Raw genomic sequence first — 17,679 nt, 5'->3', positions numbered from 1 at the left:
TGTATAAGGGAGGAGCTTACCGATGTACCTTTATTTATCTCTTATTTTATTAGCTTTTACATTAAGCTTAGATAGCTGTAGTGTAGGGCTAACATACGGGTTAAGGAGCGTAAGAATTCCACTAAGATCAATTATAATTATCGGGATCTGTTCAGCAGCTGTAATGCTCGTTTCCATGGGAATTGGACATATGATCGCGAAAATATTTTCACCTGTTATCGCAACGCGTATCGGCGGATTTGTTCTTATTGGAATAGGTATTTGGGTATTATATCAATTTTTTCGAAGTGATAAAAAAGAAGAACCGAAGCAAGAGGAGAAGGTTTGGAAACTAGAAATTGCTTCGCTAGGGTTAGTGATTCAAATTTTGCGGAAGCCGACTGTTGCAGATTTTGATAAATCAGGAACTATCTCTGCAGGAGAAGCGCTACTTCTCGGTATCGCTCTTTCTATAGATTCGTTTGGTGCTGGAATTGGTGCATCTTTATTAGGTTATGCACCCGCGATGATGGCGGTATTAGTCGCGGTTATGAGTTCTTTATTTTTATTTATTGGAATGAAGCTCGGTACGATTTTATCAAATATGAAATGGTTACAAAAATTTACATTCCTGCCTGGGGTATTACTCATTATTATTGGAATTTGGAAAATGTAAGTATGGGCGTGGAACATTAGTTTCGCGCCTTTAATATTGTGAGGAGGATTATTATGACAGTAGTAATTGGATTAACAGGAGGCATTGCAAGCGGAAAAAGTACGGTATCAGAAATGTTTCGTGAAATGAGTATACCGGTTATTGATGCAGATATTATTGCGCGAGAAGTTGTAGAACGAGGAAAACCGGCATATAACAAAATTGTAGAGGTGTTCGGAACGGAAGTGTTACAAAAAGATGGAGAGCTTGATCGACCAAAGCTTGGGAGTGTCGTTTTTTATAATGAAGAAAAACGATTGCAGTTAAACGAAATTGTTCATCCTGCGGTGCGTGAAGAAATGAATGCACAAAAGGAGATGTACATAAAAGAAAGTATGCAAGCGGTTGTGTTAGATATCCCTCTTTTGTTTGAAAGTAAATTAACAAATCTCGTTGATCGTGTTTTAGTTGTAGCAGTCACACCGAATACGCAATTGGAACGTTTAATGAAACGAAATAACTTTTCAGAAGAAGAAGCAACGGCTCGTATTCAATCTCAAATGCCATTAGAAGAAAAAGTAAAGAAGGCAGATGAAGTAATTTATAATGATGGCACAATTACTGGAACGAAAACACAATTAGCCTCTATTTTGAAAGAATGGAACATTATTGATTAAAAAATTGTGAAATTAATGAAAATGCTTAGTGACATATCTCCTTTTTGTGTTATACTATTATTGGGATTGGAGATAAATAGTATAACGCATTCAAGGGGGATAACATATTATGACTCGTGTGGCAATTAATGGATTTGGACGTATCGGGAGAATGGTATTTCGTCAAGCAATAAAAGAAAGCGCATTCAAAATTGTAGCAATAAATGCAAGCTATCCATCAGAAACGTTAGCGCATTTAATTAAATATGATACAGTTCATGGAAAGTTTGACGGAACAGTGGAAGCATTTGAAGATCACTTACTAGTTGATGGGAAAATGATTCGCCTTTTAAACAACCGCGATCCAAAGGAGTTGCCTTGGAAAGATCTAGGTGTTGAAGTTGTAATTGAAGCAACTGGTAAATTTAACTCTAAAGAAAAAGCAATTCTTCATGTTGAAGCTGGAGCGAAAAAAGTTATTTTAACAGCACCTGGTAAAAATGAAGATGTAACAATCGTAGTTGGTGTGAACGAAGACCAATTAGATATCACAAAGCATACTGTTATTTCAAATGCATCTTGTACAACAAACTGTTTAGCGCCTGTTGTAAAGGTGTTAGATGAGCAGTTCGGAATTGAAAACGGTTTAATGACAACTGTTCACGCTTATACAAATGACCAAAAAAATATTGATAACCCACATAAAGATTTAAGAAGAGCGCGTGCTTGCGGACAGTCTATCATTCCAACAACGACGGGTGCTGCAAAAGCGCTAGCAAAAGTTCTTCCACACTTAAACGGAAAACTTCATGGTATGGCCCTTCGTGTACCAACACCAAACGTGTCTCTTGTTGATTTAGTAGTAGACGTAAAACGTGATGTAACAGTTGAAGATATTAATGAAGCGTTCAAAACTGTTGCAAACGGTGCATTAAAAGGAATTGTAGAATTCAGCGAAGAGCCTTTAGTGTCTATCGATTTTAATACAAATACACACTCAGCTATTATTGATGGTTTGTCTACAATGGTAATGGGTGATCGTAAAGTGAAAGTACTTGCTTGGTATGATAACGAGTGGGGCTACTCTCGTCGTGTTGTAGATCTTGTAACGTTAGTTGTTGATGAATTAGCGAAACAAAAAAATGTGCAACATATTTAAGTGAACGAGAGAGGGCAAGTGAAAATTTGCCCTCTTTTTTATTTTTTTCTGAAAAGGAAAAAAATTATATAAGTATATTTTTAAATAGTGGACATACCACGAAACGTTGGGATTACTGTATTCGTGAATCATTAATTTTTTTTAGGGAAAAGTAAAGAGGAAAATATGACAGAAAATCGAAAAAACTGTTGTTGCAAAATGAAAATAAACAAAGTATACTAACACTCGTAAACTTAAGAGCTGAGGTACGTAGTCACTACTTAAAGGGTTAGGACCTCTCTGGACTAACTTTCCCCCGTGGTAGTGGAGCAAGCCAAATTGCAAATTAGTTTTCAATTCGAACAGTTAGAATAAATTTACAAGGGGGAACTGTAGAATGGATACTATGGATACGATGGGTCGTCACGTGATTGCTGAACTTTGGGATTGCGATTTCGACAAGCTTAATGACATGCCGTATATTGAACAATTATTTGTGGATGCAGCACTAAGAGCTGGTGCTGAAGTACGTGAGGTTGCTTTTCATAAATTTGCACCACAAGGTGTAAGTGGAGTAGTAATTATCTCGGAATCACATTTAACAATTCATAGCTTTCCGGAGCACGGTTACGCAAGTATTGATGTTTATACTTGTGGGGATCGTATTGATCCAAATGTTGCTGCAGAATATATTGCAGAAGGTTTAAACGCGAAAACGCGTGAGAGCATCGAGCTTCCTCGAGGCACTGGTAGCTTCGAAATTAAGCACAGAGAAACAAAAGCTCTTTAAAAAAGAACATAATTGATTTAAAATGTAAAGAGGTGTATAATGCACCTCTTTTTTAGTTTATATAAAATAGGATCACGATATGTAATAACTTAGAGTGGTCATTATAGAAGAATGAGTTATATAATATTGTATATATATTTTCACATGTAGGTGAGTAGCGAAAGAATAAAGATTATAGTGTAAAGGAGTGAATGAATTGCGTTGTCCATCCTGTTTTCATAATGGAACAAGAGTGTTAGATTCGCGTCCGGTAGACGAGGGGCGCTCTATTCGAAGAAGAAGAGAGTGTGAAAGTTGTTTAAGTCGCTTTACGACATTTGAAAGAGTAGAAGAATCACCTCTTATCGTTGTTAAAAAAGAAGGAACACGAGAAGAGTTTAATAAAGAGAAAATTTTACGCGGTTTAATTAAAGCGTGTGAAAAAAGACCTGTATCTTTAAGGCAGTTAGAGGAAGTAACACAAAGTGTGGAGCGTGAACTTCGTAACTTAGGTATATCAGAAGTGAAAAGTGATATGATTGGTGAAATTGTTATGGAAGAACTTCGTGATATTGATGATGTTGCTTACGTACGTTTTGCTTCTGTGTATCGTCAATTTAAAGATTTAAATGTATTTATTGAAGAATTAAAAGATATACTGCAAAAAGAGAGAGAATAGAAGGAATCTCTTTATATACTGTAAGTAAACGAGATAAGAGAGCTAGAAGCGGAAGCTAATAGCTCTTTTTCGCTAATAAATTATATAATAAAGATAGAACGAGTGAAATGTAGGCTAGATTGGATGAGAGAAAGGAAAAGCAAGAATGGAAAAACAGTCATGGATGGAGCTATTGCCGATTGATCGTTATAAAGTAAGTGCGAAAGGGTTGTTACATAATTACGACCGGAAAGTATTAACGATGTTGTATCAGCCGTTAATAGGTAGTAGAGCTTTTAGCTTATACATGACACTATGGGGAGAGTTAGAGCAAGATCGTGTGTTTGGAAAAGAGAATACACATCACTCCCTTATGGTGACTATGCAAATGCAACTTCCTGAAATATATGGGGAACGAGTAAAGTTAGAAGCGATTGGTCTTTTAAATGTATATATTAAGAAAGAAAAAGATATTCGGATGTTTATATATGAATTGCAACCACCTTTATCTCCGAAGCAGTTTTTTGATGATATTGTTTTAAGTATCTTTTTATATAATCGCTTGAGTCGGACAAAATACAACCAAGTAAAGCAATATTTCTTAGAAGAAGAATTCGATTTTGCTTCTTATGAAAATGTTACGCGCTCCTTCAACGATATATTTGATTCGTTTAACCCAGGTCAGTTTGAATATGCGCAAGAAGAACTGCGTATCCCGAAAACGACAATTATGCCAAGTAACGAGAATGGGGATGCTCCGAAAGTTTGGAACGATTTCTTTGATCTCTCTTTATTTGTAGACGGATTATCAGCCCTTGTTCCTAAAAAGGCGATTACAGATCAAGTGAGAGAATGTGTTATTACACTCGCTTATGTGTACGGTGTGGATGTGTTATCGATGCAAAATATCGTTCTTGGCGCAGTGACAGAAGTGCAAACAATTGATATCGAAAGGCTTCGGAAGGGAGCACGCGATTGGTATCAATTCGAAAATGGTCAAGCGTTACCTGTATTAAGTGAAAGAGTGCAACCTCATGCTGCTCGTACAATGAAAGAGAAAGAGCCATCTACGCAAGAAGAGATGCTAATGAAACAGTTAGAGGAAATCTCGCCAAAACAACTATTGAAAGAGATTTCAGGCGGTGCAGAGGCGACGAAAGCGGACTTGCAAATCGTTGAGGATGTAATGATAAATCAAAAGTTAACGCCAGGGGTTGTGAATGTACTTATTTATTACGTTATGCTACGCTCAGATATGAAGCTTGCTAAAACGTATGTCGAGAAGATTGCTGGACATTGGGCGCGAAAAAAGGTCGGTACAGTAGGCGAGGCGATGGCGCTAGCGAAAGAAGAGAATCGTCAATATCAAGAGTGGGCTGAGACGAAGAAAAAAGGTCGTACAGCGAAGAAAACAGTGCGAAAAGAAATGGTACCAGATTGGCTTAAAGAAGAGTCGAAAGAAGAAGAGAAAGAACCTGTAAAAAATGACGTAAGTGCGAAAAAAGATGCAAGTACGTTAGAAGATGAACGGAAACGATTAGAAGAAGTATTGAAAAAATATAAGCGTGATTAATAAAAGAAAATGAACGCTCTTTGAGGTGAGAAAATGGAGCATATTCAAAATTCATTTACGAAATTAATGGAAAATAAAAACTTTAAAAATAGATATGAAGTCTTAAAGGCAGAAGTGATGGCGCACCCTCGTGTGAAAGAATTTATAGACGAACATAAAGGTGAAGTAACGACTTCTATGATTGAACGAAGTCTTGTGAAGTTATATGAATATATTGGACAAAGTGTAGGGTGTGCGGATTGTCCAGATTTAGGGTCATGTAAAAATATGCTACAAGGATATGAGCCGAAGCTCGTCATTCAAGGTAAGATGATTGATATTCAATACGATCGTTGTATTAGAAAAGTAGCATATGATGAGAGGAAAAAATATGAAAAACTCGTTCAAAGTGTATATATGCCAGTTGACATTTTGCAGGCAACTATGGAAAATTTAGACCCTTCAGATTTAGACGCACGTATTGATGCAATAGGTGCAACGAATGAATTTTTAAACACATACGAACCAGGTAAAAAAGCACAAGGTTTATATTTGTACGGTAAATTTGGTGTAGGGAAAACGTATCTTTTAGGGGCAATTGCAAATGAGCTTGCGCGAAAGAAAATTAGTTCGATGCTCGTATACTTCCCTGAATTTTTACGTGAAATCAAAAGTTCGATTCAAGATAATTCGATTAGCGGAAAGATTGATGCTGTCAAACGTGTACAAGTATTAATGTTAGATGATATCGGGGCAGAAGCAATGTCAAGTTTTGTACGTGACGATGTACTCGGTGCAATCTTGCAATTCCGTATGTTGGAAAACTTACCGACGTTCTTTACATCTAACTTTGATTTCAAACAGTTGGAACATCATTTAACGTATACACAGCGCGGTGAAGCAGAAGAGATGAAAGCGGCCCGTATTATGGAACGAATTAAATATTTAGCGAAACCAATCCCAATTGGCGGGAAGAACCGTCGTAATAAGTAAAGAGCGAGCTGAGAAGCTTGCTCTTTTTCATTTTAATCATTTTTTCAGAGTAGCTTGTATCATTTTTTTCTCCCTCCCTTAATATATATAAAATTAGCAAGCCATATCGAGTGGATGTTCTAACAATGGGAGATAGGTTCTACTAAGAGTGAACTTCCATAGATCGGACTCTTATAGGATTTGTAACGTATAGATGCAATCCTTTAGAGCGGGGATAAAAGGGGGGACAAAAGTGATTGAAATTTGCTTCGAAGAAAAAAATGATGCTGTGTACGTATACAGACAACTAACGAAAAGAACAGAATCCTTATATAAGGAAACAAGTGTATATTTAAACGAACAAAAGGTTGTTATTCATATACCATTATGTGAATCAAATTATATTGAAAAGATTTTATTGCCAGTATTACTATATTTCATTATGAATGTGAAACAAAATGAATGGATTCATACCATTTTAAAGGAAAAGTTTTTTTATGAAGAACAAGAAGAGTGTCATCAAATATTGCATATGGCACATGAGATTTTAAAGGAAAGAAGAAAAGGAGTAGCTAGTGATTTAACACGTCAAAAATTTGAATCTTATATTGCGTCGTCTTTGAATGATTGGCTTTGTGATCCGCTCTCATTCTCGTTTTCATCATACGTTCGTTTTCGTCTTCGTACATATAGGGAAATGGTAACTAAGCTTGCTGAAGTTGCAATTGATGAGTATAAGATGGAGCAGGAATACCAAATATTCATTGAGACACTTCGCCAACAAGTAAGTAGCCGGAAATCACGTTTGTCCTGTGTACATCTTATTTTTGATGAAAGTTTTATTTTCTATGATGATAAAGGTAGGCGTTTAAAACAGGAGAAATTGGTTCAATATATAGATGAAGAATTATTAAAGAAACAGGATGTATATATCGATACGAAAGTAATTGCACCACTTCTTTCTATTTCGCCGAAAAAGATTTATTTATATACGAAAGAACAAGATCATAATATGATTATTACTTTGCGAAATGTATTTCAGGAACGAGTGCAACTACATGGATTACATGAATTTGAGCGCAATGTGAAAAATTTAAAAAATAAAGGTAACGCCCTTGATTTTCTAAGTTTTTGAGCATATAATTACCTACATAAATGAAATATATTGAAATGTTATGATGAGGACATGGGTAGTTTTCTACGATTTTCAGAGAGGGAAGCCTTAGGGTGTGAGCTTCCTAGTACGGGATAATTACTTACCACCTCTAAACTTTAGCAGTGAACGTTTTTCTAGTAATTGCTAACGGACAACACCGTTATGTTGAACTTGAGCAATTAACAATAATGTTAATTGGAACAAGGGTGGAACCACGAATTCAACACTCGTCCCTTTTTATGGGATGAGTGTTTTTTATTTTGAAAAAAAAGAGGAGTGACCAGTGATGGCAGATGTAGTTAAAATTACTTTCCCTGATGGAGCTGTGAAGGAGTTTCCAAAAGGAGTAACAACTGAAGAAATCGCAGCTTCTATTAGCCCAGGCTTAAAGAAAAAAGCTGTGGCTGGAAAATTAAACGATGAGATGATCGATCTTGTTACACCAATCGAAGAAGATGGTGCAGTTTCTATTATTACATTAGATTCTGAAGATGGCTTATATATTTTACGCCACTCAACAGCTCACCTTTTAGCACAAGCGTTAAAACGTTTATATAAAGATGTTAAGCTTGAGCTTGGCATTGGTCCAGTAATCGAAAATGGCTTCTACTACGATATTGATATGGAAGAAGCAATTACAGTTGAAGACTTCAAGAAAATCGAAAAAGAAATGCAAAAAATCGTGAACGAAAACTTAGAAATCGTTCGTCATGAAGTACCACGTGCAGAAGCACTTCGTCGCTTTGAAGAAATCGGCGATGAGTTAAAATTAGATTTAATTAACGATCTTCCAGAAGATGCAGTTATTTCAATCTATGAGCAAGGCGAATTCTTCGACCTATGCCGTGGTGTTCATCTTCCATCTACAGGGAAAATTAAAGTATTTAAATTATTAAGTGTTGCAGGTGCTTACTGGCGCGGCGACAGCAATAATAAAATGTTACAACGTATTTACGGTACTGCATTCGTTAAGAAAGCAGAATTAGATGAGCACTTACGTATGCTTGAAGAAGCGAAAGAGCGCGATCACCGTAAATTAGGTAAAGAGTTAAAACTATTTACTAATAGCCAAAAAGTAGGACAAGGTTTACCACTTTGGTTACCAAAAGGTGCAACAATTCGCCGTATTATCGAGCGTTACATCGTTGATAAAGAAGCAAGCTTAGGCTATGATCACGTATACACTCCAGTATTAGGAAGTAGAGAGCTTTATGAAACTTCTGGTCACTGGAACCATTACCGTGATGGCATGTTCCCATCAATGGAAATGGATAATGAAGAGTTAGTTCTTCGTCCAATGAACTGCCCTCACCATATGATGGTTTATAAAAATGATATTCACAGCTACCGTGAATTACCAATCCGTATTGCGGAACTTGGAACAATGCACCGCTATGAAATGTCTGGAGCATTATCTGGATTACAACGTGTACGCGGAATGACTTTAAATGATGCGCACATTTTCGTTCGTCCAGATCAAATTAAAGAAGAATTAAAACGTGTTGTAAACTTAACGTTAGAAGTGTACAAAGATTTCGGTTTAGAAAACTATTCATTCCGTCTATCTTATCGTGACCCAGCAGATACTAAAAAGTATTATGCTGATGATGAGATGTGGGAAAAAGCACAAGGTATGTTAAAAGAAGCTATGGATGAAATGGGTCTTGATTACTATGAAGCTGAAGGTGAAGCGGCATTCTATGGTCCGAAACTTGACGTTCAAGTTCGTACTGCTCTTGGAAAAGACGAAACACTTTCAACTGTACAATTAGACTTCTTACTTCCAGAACGCTTTGAATTAACTTACGTTGGTGAAGACGGTAAACAACATCGTCCAGTTGTAATTCACCGTGGTGTTGTATCAACTATGGAACGTTTCGTAGCCTTCTTAATTGAAGAATACAAAGGCGCATTCCCAACTTGGTTAGCTCCAGTTCAGGCGCAAGTAATTCCAGTTTCTCCGCAAGTACATTTAGACTATGCGAAGAAAGTACAAGATGAATTACGACGTGCTGGTATCCGTGTTGAATTAGACACTCGTGAAGAGAAAATTGGTTACAAAATCCGTGAAGCACAAATGCAAAAGATTCCGTACATGCTTGTAGTAGGTGACAATGAGGTTACTGAAAATGGCGTTAACGTACGTAAATATGGTGAACAAAAATCAGAAACAATCGCATTAGATGCGTTTGTTGACATGATTAAGGTAGAAGGAAAACGATAAGAAAGAGCCGCGGTATACCGCGGCTTTTTTATGTATTATAAAAAAGAAAATCTAGAAAAAATAACCAAACAATACTTATCATAAAAAAGTATTGCAAGTATGCTGGTTGTTTGTTACAATATTTCTTGTTGTTAGTAAAACACATCGCGTCTTCTTGACAGACGTCATGTCCTATGATAAACTCATCAAGGATAATAGAATATGGTTTTGACAAGTAGAAGCACCCGCTTCTCACCTGATGGACGCATTCGCAGTTAGCAGGTAAATGTATTTCTTACTAAAGATATTACAAGTGTGGGTGCCGTGTGCCCGCACTTTTTTTGTTCGGGTTCTACAATTGCAAAACGTATTCTAAGAAAACCTTGGAGGTGGCTTACTATTAGCAAGGATATGATGATTAACGAGCAAATTCGTGCACGTGAAGTACGCTTAGTTGGCGCAAACGGCGATCAACTTGGAATCAAGTCTCGTAATGACGCTTTAGACTTAGCTGCAGGTCTTAATCTTGATTTAGTATTGGTTGCTCCAAATGCGAAACCACCAGTATGCCGCATTATGGACTACGGTAAATTCCGCTTTGAGCAACAGAAGAAAGAAAAAGAACAGCGCAAAAATCAAAAAGTAATTAGCATGAAAGAAGTTCGTTTAAGTCCAACAATTGATGAACATGACTTTAACACAAAACTTCGTAATGCTGTCAAGTTTTTAGAGAAAGGCGACAAGGTTAAAGCGTCAATTCGCTTTAAAGGACGTGCCATTACTCATAAAGAAATCGGTCAACGTGTTTTAGATCGCTTCTCAGAAGCTTGTGCTGAAGTTAGTACAATTGAATCTAAGCCTAAAATGGAAGGACGTAGTATGTTCTTAGTTTTAGCACCGAAAAACGATAAGTAATAGATAGAGGAGGAAATACCTATGCCTAAACAAAAAACTCATCGCGGCGCTGCAAAGCGTTTCAAAAAGACTGGATCTGGTAAACTGAAGCGTTCTCACGCTTACACAAGCCATTTATTCGCTAACAAATCTACAAAAGCTAAACGTAAACTACGTAAAGCTGGTGTAGTTAGCGCTGGTGACTTCAAACGCATTCGTCAAATGCTTGACAACTTAAAATAAGTTCGGCTGATATATAGAACAAACTAGGAGGTAATATTATGCCAAGAGTAAAAGGTGGTACAGTTACTCGTCAACGTCGTAAAAAAGTTATAAAATTAGCAAAAGGTTACTACGGTTCTAAGAGTACATTATTTAAGGTTGCTAACCAACAGGTTATGAAATCTCTAATGTATGCATTCCGTGACCGTCGTCAAAAGAAACGTGACTTCCGTAAATTATGGATTACACGTATCAACGCAGCAGCTCGTATGAATGGTCTTTCTTACAGCCGCTTAATGCACGGTTTAAAAAATGCTGGCATCGAAGTTAACCGCAAGATGCTTGCTGACTTAGCTGTTCATGACGAAAAAGCTTTCGCTGAATTAGCAACAGTTGCAAAAAACAACATTAACTAATTGTTTAAAACCTTAGAAGATTTTCTTCTAAGGTTTTTTATTTGCATTTATTGTAAAATCCTCCACTTATTATCGTTATTTCTTGCTCAAGTATATTAAGATGTGCTTGTAAGAATTTTTGTAACGATAACGAGGAGGCTTTTACATGAAAGTAGGAAAGATTAACGGATGTGTCGTTATCGATATGACAAAATCAATATAAAAGCTATAGCGATATAAAAGAATATATATATAAAGTCAGGAGAATCCTCCTGACTTTTTTTATTTGAACTCATTCGTGAAGAAGTGCATCTTTCCTAGCAGAAACGACACTGCTATAATGGAAAGATGATATGGAACTTTCATCAAATGAACAATCTATGAGTGATGATTGAAACGTATTTGCAAATTAAGGACAAGCTATCTTTATAAAGATGTAGGTAGCTGACTTGTTAATAAGAAACGAAAAATAATAATGAACTTTGAGATGAAACAACATTGTTGCGGAAAATGCGATGTTGGAGGAGGACAATAGAATGGACTTACTACAACTATTTAAATTACAAAAAGAATTAGATGACCGTATTGTGAAAGAACATGACTTACAACCGAAGAAATTGTTAAAAGAAAAAATGTTAGCTCTTCTTGTAGAAATTGGAGAACTTGCAAATGAAACACGTTGTTTTAAATATTGGAGCAATAAACCAGCTTCAGAACGTGAAGTAATATTAGAAGAATACGTAGATGGTTTACATTTTATTTTATCAATCGGAATCGATTTAGGAATTGATAAAAACTTCTTATTCTATAAATGTGCGCAAACGAATAAAACACAAGTGGAAATTTTCTTAGACACATATGCGAAAGTAATTCGTTTTACAGATCAACCTTCTATTACGAACTATATTGAACTATTTACAAGCTATCTTCGCCTTGGACAAGCGCTTGAATTTGAACAAGATGAAATTGAAAAAGCATATTTAGATAAAAATGAAGTAAATCATCAGCGTCAAACACAAGGATACTAATTTAATTTTTGAATATTTCAATTTCCTTTTGTATAATAAAGTGACTGAAGAAAAAGGAGGGTGTTGGCAATGATAAAATTAGACGAGACATTGACAATGCTAAAAGAATTAACAGACGCACGCGGTATTGCGGGTAACGAGCGCGAACCACGTGAAGTAATGAAGAAATATATTGAGCCGTTTGCAGATGAACTTTCTACTGACAATTTAGGAAGTTTAGTTGCGAAAAAAGTTGGGGAAGAAAACGGCCCGAAAATTATGGTTGCAGGTCATTTAGATGAAGTCGGCTTTATGATTACGCAAATTGATGACAAAGGCTTCCTTCGTTTCCAAACGGTGGGTGGCTGGTGGTCGCAAGTTATGCTTGCACAGCGCGTAACGATTGTAACGCGTAAAGGAGATGTAACAGGTGTAATTGGTTCAAAACCACCGCACATTTTACCTCCAGAAGCTCGTAAAAAGCCAGTTGAAATTAAAGACATGTTCATCGATATTGGTGCTTCTAGCCAAGAAGAAGCGATGGAGTGGGGCATACGACCAGGAGATCAAGTTGTACCGTACTTCGAATTCCAAGTGATGAAGAATGAAAAGATGTTACTTGCAAAAGCATGGGATAACCGAATTGGTTGTGCAATTGCAATTGACGTATTAAAACAATTAAAAGATGAAAAGCATCCAAATGTTGTATACGGCGTTGGGACTGTACAAGAAGAAGTTGGTCTTCGTGGTGCGAAAACATCTGCAAACTATATTAAGCCAGATATCGCATTCGCAGTAGATGTAGGTATTGCTGGTGATACACCAGGTGTAACGGCAAAAGAAGCACAAAGTAAAATGGGTGATGGTCCGCAGATCATTCTATATGATGCTTCTGTTATTGGTCATACAGGTTTACGTGATTTCGTTGTTGATGTTGCGGATGAATTACAAATTCCATATCAGTATGATTCTGTAGCGGGCGGGGGAACGGACGCAGGAGCAATTCACATTTCTGTAAATGGTATCCCATCTATGGCAATTACGATTGCGACACGCTACATTCATTCTCATGCAGCAATGTTACATCGTGATGATTATGAAAACGCAGTGAAGTTAATTGTAGAAGTTATTAAACGTCTTGATAAAGAGGCTGTACATAACATTACATTTAATTAATAGAAAAAAGCGAAGGATAACCTCCTTCGCTTTTTCCATTTTTAAAACGGTCTTTCTAATCCTGCTGCAGTATGAGCTCCTAAAATAATTAAGCGAGTTAATTGCATTGCCATGAAATGTGGGGTATAAATCATGCCTCTTTTTAACCATGACATAATCATTCCGATATGAGCGCCTGTAACATAACTAATAAGAATATCACGAGGGACCATAAGGTCTTCATCATCTGGCTGGGAAATAGATAGGCTTAATGTTAAATGTGTTTGAATTGTTTTCATCATTTTATAAGAATAGTTTCCAGCTGCCTTATCGCCGAGCATAACGTTATAGAAATTAGTATTGTCTGCGATATGCTCAAACAAAGCTAAAAAAGTTGGATGCGGTGAATCAAAAGTGAGCTGAAAATCTTCTTTATTTCGATTTTGTGGTTTAATTACTGCAGCTAGTTTTTCTAACATTTCTTCTATGCTTTTTTCTAATAAATCATATTTATCATGGTAATGGCTATAAAATGTAGCACGATTTACAGGAGCGCGTTCCGCGATATGTTGCACAGTTACATTTTCGAAGCCCTTTTCGCCTACTAAAGCGACAAAAGCATCCTGTATGAGTTGTCTCGTTCGTTTTACACGTGGATCATTTGTATTTTTAATAGACATTTTTACTTCACCTCGTTTAATTTTTTAACCTTAAACAACACATGTATAGTGTAATGTTGTTTAAACAACATATAGGTTTAAATTGTTGGTTGTAGATTCAGGATAATTATTTATAATTATAAACGATAGTCCTTTAGAAATCAGCACCGCTAGGATGCAGACAAAACATAGTTTGCGTCGTAAAAGGTGTGCTTTTTTTGTTTAAAGGTTAATATAATTAACAATTAAACAATATAAACACTAAGGATGTAAATAGTTTAGAAAAAAATTATATGCGATATAAGGAGAGGAATGCAATGAATCAGTTTCGAAGAATGGTAATTATCAACATTATCACATTAATTGTATTAGTTGGCGGCGGTATTGGCGGTTATTACTATTACAATCAAGCGGAAAACTATTTAAAAACAGAAAATGCAAAGATTGACGGGAAAGTAATCCCAATTGCATCACCAGTAGCAGGTAAATTAACAGACTGGAAAGTTGAAGTCGGAAAAAATTACAATGAGAACGATAAATTAGGTGCGGTTACTGTAGCAGGAGCAAATGGTGAGCAAACAGTAGATGTAACAATTCCGCAAAATGCAACAGTTGTACAATCAAATGCAACAACTAATGCGTTCGTTGGGGCAGGTAGCCCAATTGCTTATGCATTTGATATGAGCAATTTATGGGTAACAGCAAATATTGAAGAAACAAATATTGATGATGTTCAAAAAGGCCAAACAGTAGATGTGTATGTAGACGCATACCCAGATACAACGTTAACGGGAAAAGTAGAACAAGTTGGATTAACAACAGCGAATACATTCTCGATGTTACCATCAAGTAACGCAACAGCGAACTATACGAAAGTAAAGCAAGTTGTCCCAGTTAAAGTTTCTTTAGATCATAGTAAATCAGTAAATATTGTTCCTGGAATGAATGTGTCAGTTCGTATTCATAAGTAAGGGGGAGATGAGATGTCCTCAATTGCAATTGTAGGATATGCACTATTTTGTATAATCGTCTTCTTCCTTATAAATCGTCTTTTACGAAAGAAAAAAACGAATGTGGGAGAAGAACAAGTCCCAGCCGTAAGTAAGATAGAAGTAAGTCAAGCAGAAACAGTAGAGAAAGAACTTGAACAAAAACAAGAAACAGAAGCTTCTAACGTAGTGGAATTAGAAACAGGGAAGCAAGAGCAAGTAAAACAGGAAAAAGAAATGCTGAAGAGACAATTGCCGGTAGAGAATGTGAATGTAAAGGCAGTTGTAGCTGTACTAATTCTCGGTATGTTCGTTTCTATTTTAAACCAAACGATCATTAATGTTGCATTGCCTCCATTAATGAATGAATTTAACGTATCAACTTCAACAGCACAATGGTTAATTACAGGCTTCATGCTTGTAAACGGAATTTTAGTACCAATCAGTGCATTTTTAGTTTCACGGTTTACGTATCGTAAATTATTCATAGCAGCAATGTTATTCTTTACTGTAGGATCTATCATTTGTGCTACATCAGGAAACTTTACAATGATGATGACAGGCCGTGTTATTCAAGCGGTTGGTGCAGGTATTTTAATGCCAGTTGGTATGAATATCTTCATGACATTATTCCCGCCTAATAAACGCGGAGCAGCTATGGGGTTACTTGGGGTAGCTATGATTTTAGCACCAGCTATCGGACCAACTGTAACAGGTTGGGTAATTGAAAACTATAGCTGGAACTTAATGTTCTATGGGATGTTTGTTATCGGTTTAATTATTACGTTCTTATCTTTTAAATTCTTTACACTAGCTCAGCCAGTGTCTAAAACAAAGTTAGATGTATTCGGTGTTTTTAGTTCAAGTATTGGACTAGGTAGCTTACTGTACGGATTTAGTGAAGCTGGAAATAATGGCTGGACTAGTGCAGAAGTTGTTATAACACTTATCATCGGTGTCATTGGTTTAGCTGTATTTATTTGGAGAGAGTTAACAACAGACAATAAAATGCTTGATTTACAAGTGTTTAAATATCCGACGTTCACTTTCACATTAGTAATTAACGCGATTGTAACGATGGCCTTATTCGGAGGTATGTTATTACTTCCAGTATACTTGCAAAACATTCGCGGTTTTACACCGATGGAATCTGGTTTATTATTACTTCCAGGATCATTAATTATGGGGATCATGGGACCAGTTGCAGGTAAACTATTTGATAAGTATGGTATTCGTCCGTTAGCAATTGTCGGATTAGCCATTACAACATTTGCGACATATAAATTTACAACGTTATCGATGGATACACCGTATAGCGTTATTATGACGGATTATATTATACGCTCAATTGGTATGTCATTCATTATGATGCCAATTATGACAGCTGGTATGAATGCACTGCCGATGAAATTAATTTCTCACGGTACAGCAACGCAAAATACGTCAAGACAAGTAGCTGGTTCAATTGGAACAGCGATATTAATCACGCTTATGACGCAACAAACTACTGCTCACGTAGCGGATTACGGCAATATGTTAACAACGTCAAACCCGATTTTAGTTGATAAAGTACACGGTATGGGCCAAAGCTTAGCGGCATTAGCCGGATCAGCTCAAGCAGGAGATGCGATGAGTACACAACTATTATTCGGACAAATTTCAAAGCTATCTGCAATTAACGGTATTAACGATGCCTTCTTAATTGCAACTATATTAGCTGGTATTGCTTGGGTGTTATCGTTCTTCTTACCATCAGGCAATAAATCAAATAGAAAAGCAGGGAATTAAATTCCCTGCTTTTTTGTCTTTTAAAGAGTTAGATATAAAAAATGATAACCAGCTACGGAGCACAGCCCTGTTATAAACAAAATTGTTCCCATAGCACGAATGCTGGATATTTGTCTTCCACTTATAATAGCTAATAGTCCAGCTAAAGAGAAGAAACACCAATATAAAGTTCCTGAAATTGGAACCATCCCCTCTAAATCTATTCCAAAACCTATACAAATGATAGGAACAAAGATAAGCGATATGCTAATCAAACCAGCTATAATAGTAAGTGATTTACGATATTTAATGCCAGCAATAATTAAAAAAATGCCAACGATGAATTGGCATAACATCAAAGTAAGAGCCAAAACCATCCAAGTTAATATTCCAAACACTTCTGTATTACCTCCGATAAAATATTATATATAGAATGAATCCCCTACAGACATAAGTACCCAGAAAATAACCCCTAATATGCCAGCGATAAAAATAATGAATCCCATATTACGTATACTTTTAATCTTTGCCTGTAATCCATTTAATCCTGCCAATAATCCAGTTAAAGAAAACAGTATCCAATATAAAGTAGTTGAAATAGGGAGGATCGTATCGCTATTCACCCCCATGCCCCAAAAAACAAAAGGTAGTATGACAAAAGATAGGCTAAGTAGCCCCATTAAACCCACAAATAATTTAAGATGTTTAATGCTAGTAATAATAAAAAAAATACCACCGAAAAATCCGCATAAAACAAGAAGTGGCATATAAAAAATCCAAAGTAAGCTCGACATAAATAATCTCCTTCTATGGTGATGAGTTATATTTTACTACATGAGGTTTATTTTGGATA

At 36.3% G+C, this 17,679-nt stretch carries 19 protein-coding genes and 2 other annotated features; of the genes, 16 read left to right on the top strand and 3 right to left on the bottom strand.

Features of this window, described 5'->3' with window-relative positions; genetic code table 11:
- Positions 1 to 22: 22 nt before the first annotated feature.
- The 14 genes from ytaF to NSS97_RS23160 all read left to right on the top strand — a co-directional run bounded on the left by ytaF (position 23) and on the right by NSS97_RS23160 (position 13,432).
- Entirely contained in the window at positions 23 to 655 is a 633-nt protein-coding gene (gene ytaF / locus NSS97_RS23225; RefSeq protein ID WP_002129352.1) for a sporulation membrane protein YtaF, read from the top strand.
- 53 nt (positions 656 to 708) lie between these two features.
- Positions 709 to 1,311: a dephospho-CoA kinase gene (gene coaE / locus NSS97_RS23220; RefSeq protein WP_002129351.1), complete on the top strand. Its 603-nt coding sequence runs from the start codon at positions 709 to 711 to the stop codon at positions 1,309 to 1,311.
- Positions 1,312 to 1,420: 109 nt separating this feature from the next.
- Positions 1,421 to 2,449, top strand: coding sequence for a glyceraldehyde-3-phosphate dehydrogenase (locus tag NSS97_RS23215; protein ID WP_002129350.1), 1,029 nt, complete (start codon positions 1,421 to 1,423; stop codon positions 2,447 to 2,449).
- A gap of 385 nt (positions 2,450 to 2,834) precedes the next feature.
- Positions 2,835 to 3,218 carry an adenosylmethionine decarboxylase gene (gene speD / locus NSS97_RS23210; protein WP_181295502.1) on the top strand — a complete coding sequence of 128 codons (384 nt, stop codon included), beginning with the start codon at positions 2,835 to 2,837 and terminating at the stop codon, positions 3,216 to 3,218.
- A 196-nt stretch (positions 3,219 to 3,414) separates the two neighbouring features.
- Positions 3,415 to 3,876 (top strand): transcriptional regulator NrdR, encoded by a 462-nt coding sequence (gene nrdR, locus NSS97_RS23205; protein WP_001203686.1) that lies wholly within the window; start codon positions 3,415 to 3,417, stop codon positions 3,874 to 3,876.
- 145 nt (positions 3,877 to 4,021) lie between these two features.
- Positions 4,022 to 5,428 carry a replication initiation and membrane attachment family protein gene (locus NSS97_RS23200; protein ID WP_044442255.1) on the top strand — a complete coding sequence of 469 codons (1,407 nt, stop codon included), beginning with the start codon at positions 4,022 to 4,024 and terminating at the stop codon, positions 5,426 to 5,428.
- Between the two features lie 33 nt (positions 5,429 to 5,461).
- Positions 5,462 to 6,400, top strand: a complete 939-nt coding sequence (dnaI, locus tag NSS97_RS23195; RefSeq protein WP_002015473.1) for a primosomal protein DnaI — start codon at positions 5,462 to 5,464, stop codon at positions 6,398 to 6,400.
- A 232-nt stretch (positions 6,401 to 6,632) separates the two neighbouring features.
- Entirely contained in the window at positions 6,633 to 7,514 is an 882-nt protein-coding gene (ytxC, locus tag NSS97_RS23190; RefSeq protein WP_002088921.1) for a putative sporulation protein YtxC, read from the top strand.
- A gap of 31 nt (positions 7,515 to 7,545) precedes the next feature.
- Positions 7,546 to 7,773 (top strand) — a binding site (T-box leader).
- A 48-nt stretch (positions 7,774 to 7,821) separates the two neighbouring features.
- Positions 7,822 to 9,759, top strand: coding sequence for a threonine--tRNA ligase (gene thrS, locus NSS97_RS23185; protein ID WP_002190845.1), 1,938 nt, complete (start codon positions 7,822 to 7,824; stop codon positions 9,757 to 9,759).
- Between the two features lie 206 nt (positions 9,760 to 9,965).
- Positions 9,966 to 10,086: a sequence feature (ribosomal protein L20 leader region), on the top strand.
- Between the two features lie 63 nt (positions 10,087 to 10,149).
- Positions 10,150 to 10,653 carry a translation initiation factor IF-3 gene (gene infC, locus NSS97_RS23180; protein WP_002015470.1) on the top strand — a complete coding sequence of 168 codons (504 nt, stop codon included), beginning with the start codon at positions 10,150 to 10,152 and terminating at the stop codon, positions 10,651 to 10,653.
- A gap of 21 nt (positions 10,654 to 10,674) precedes the next feature.
- On the top strand, positions 10,675 to 10,875 hold the full coding sequence (rpmI, locus tag NSS97_RS23175) for a 50S ribosomal protein L35 (RefSeq protein ID WP_001125945.1): 201 nt from the start codon (positions 10,675 to 10,677) through the stop codon (positions 10,873 to 10,875).
- 38 nt (positions 10,876 to 10,913) lie between these two features.
- Positions 10,914 to 11,270, top strand: coding sequence for a 50S ribosomal protein L20 (rplT, locus tag NSS97_RS23170; protein WP_001138364.1), 357 nt, complete (start codon positions 10,914 to 10,916; stop codon positions 11,268 to 11,270).
- A gap of 515 nt (positions 11,271 to 11,785) precedes the next feature.
- Positions 11,786 to 12,277, top strand: coding sequence for a dUTP diphosphatase (locus NSS97_RS23165; protein ID WP_002015469.1), 492 nt, complete (start codon positions 11,786 to 11,788; stop codon positions 12,275 to 12,277).
- 69 nt (positions 12,278 to 12,346) lie between these two features.
- On the top strand, positions 12,347 to 13,432 hold the full coding sequence (locus NSS97_RS23160; protein WP_002088917.1) for a M42 family metallopeptidase: 1,086 nt from the start codon (positions 12,347 to 12,349) through the stop codon (positions 13,430 to 13,432).
- A gap of 41 nt (positions 13,433 to 13,473) precedes the next feature.
- Here the strand turns inward: NSS97_RS23160 and NSS97_RS23155 are convergent, their stop codons facing one another.
- Entirely contained in the window at positions 13,474 to 14,091 is a 618-nt protein-coding gene (locus NSS97_RS23155) for a TetR/AcrR family transcriptional regulator (RefSeq protein ID WP_002015467.1), read from the bottom strand.
- Positions 14,092 to 14,387: 296 nt separating this feature from the next.
- Here NSS97_RS23155 and NSS97_RS23150 point away from each other — a divergent pair, with 296 nt between their 5' ends.
- Together NSS97_RS23150 and NSS97_RS23145 are read left to right on the top strand one after the other, a co-directional pair.
- Positions 14,388 to 15,041 carry an HlyD family secretion protein gene (locus NSS97_RS23150; RefSeq protein WP_060751310.1) on the top strand — a complete coding sequence of 218 codons (654 nt, stop codon included), beginning with the start codon at positions 14,388 to 14,390 and terminating at the stop codon, positions 15,039 to 15,041.
- 12 nt (positions 15,042 to 15,053) lie between these two features.
- Entirely contained in the window at positions 15,054 to 16,847 is a 1,794-nt protein-coding gene (locus tag NSS97_RS23145) for a DHA2 family efflux MFS transporter permease subunit (protein ID WP_107887380.1), read from the top strand.
- Between the two features lie 20 nt (positions 16,848 to 16,867).
- Here the strand turns inward: NSS97_RS23145 and NSS97_RS23140 are convergent, their stop codons facing one another.
- A complete protein-coding gene (locus tag NSS97_RS23140; protein ID WP_016092408.1) occupies positions 16,868 to 17,224 on the bottom strand; it encodes a hypothetical protein in 357 nt (118 codons plus the stop codon).
- A 24-nt stretch (positions 17,225 to 17,248) separates the two neighbouring features.
- Positions 17,249 to 17,620 (bottom strand): DNA-binding protein, encoded by a 372-nt coding sequence (locus NSS97_RS23135; RefSeq protein WP_107887381.1) that lies wholly within the window; start codon positions 17,618 to 17,620, stop codon positions 17,249 to 17,251.
- Positions 17,621 to 17,679 lie beyond the last annotated feature (59 nt).

Origin of the sequence: Bacillus sp. FSL R12-0074 (genome assembly GCF_038005725.1) — a bacterium.
GTDB lineage: Bacteria > Bacillota > Bacilli > Bacillales > Bacillaceae_G > Bacillus_A > Bacillus_A mycoides.
This window is presented reverse-complemented; position numbering and strand designations above follow the sequence as displayed.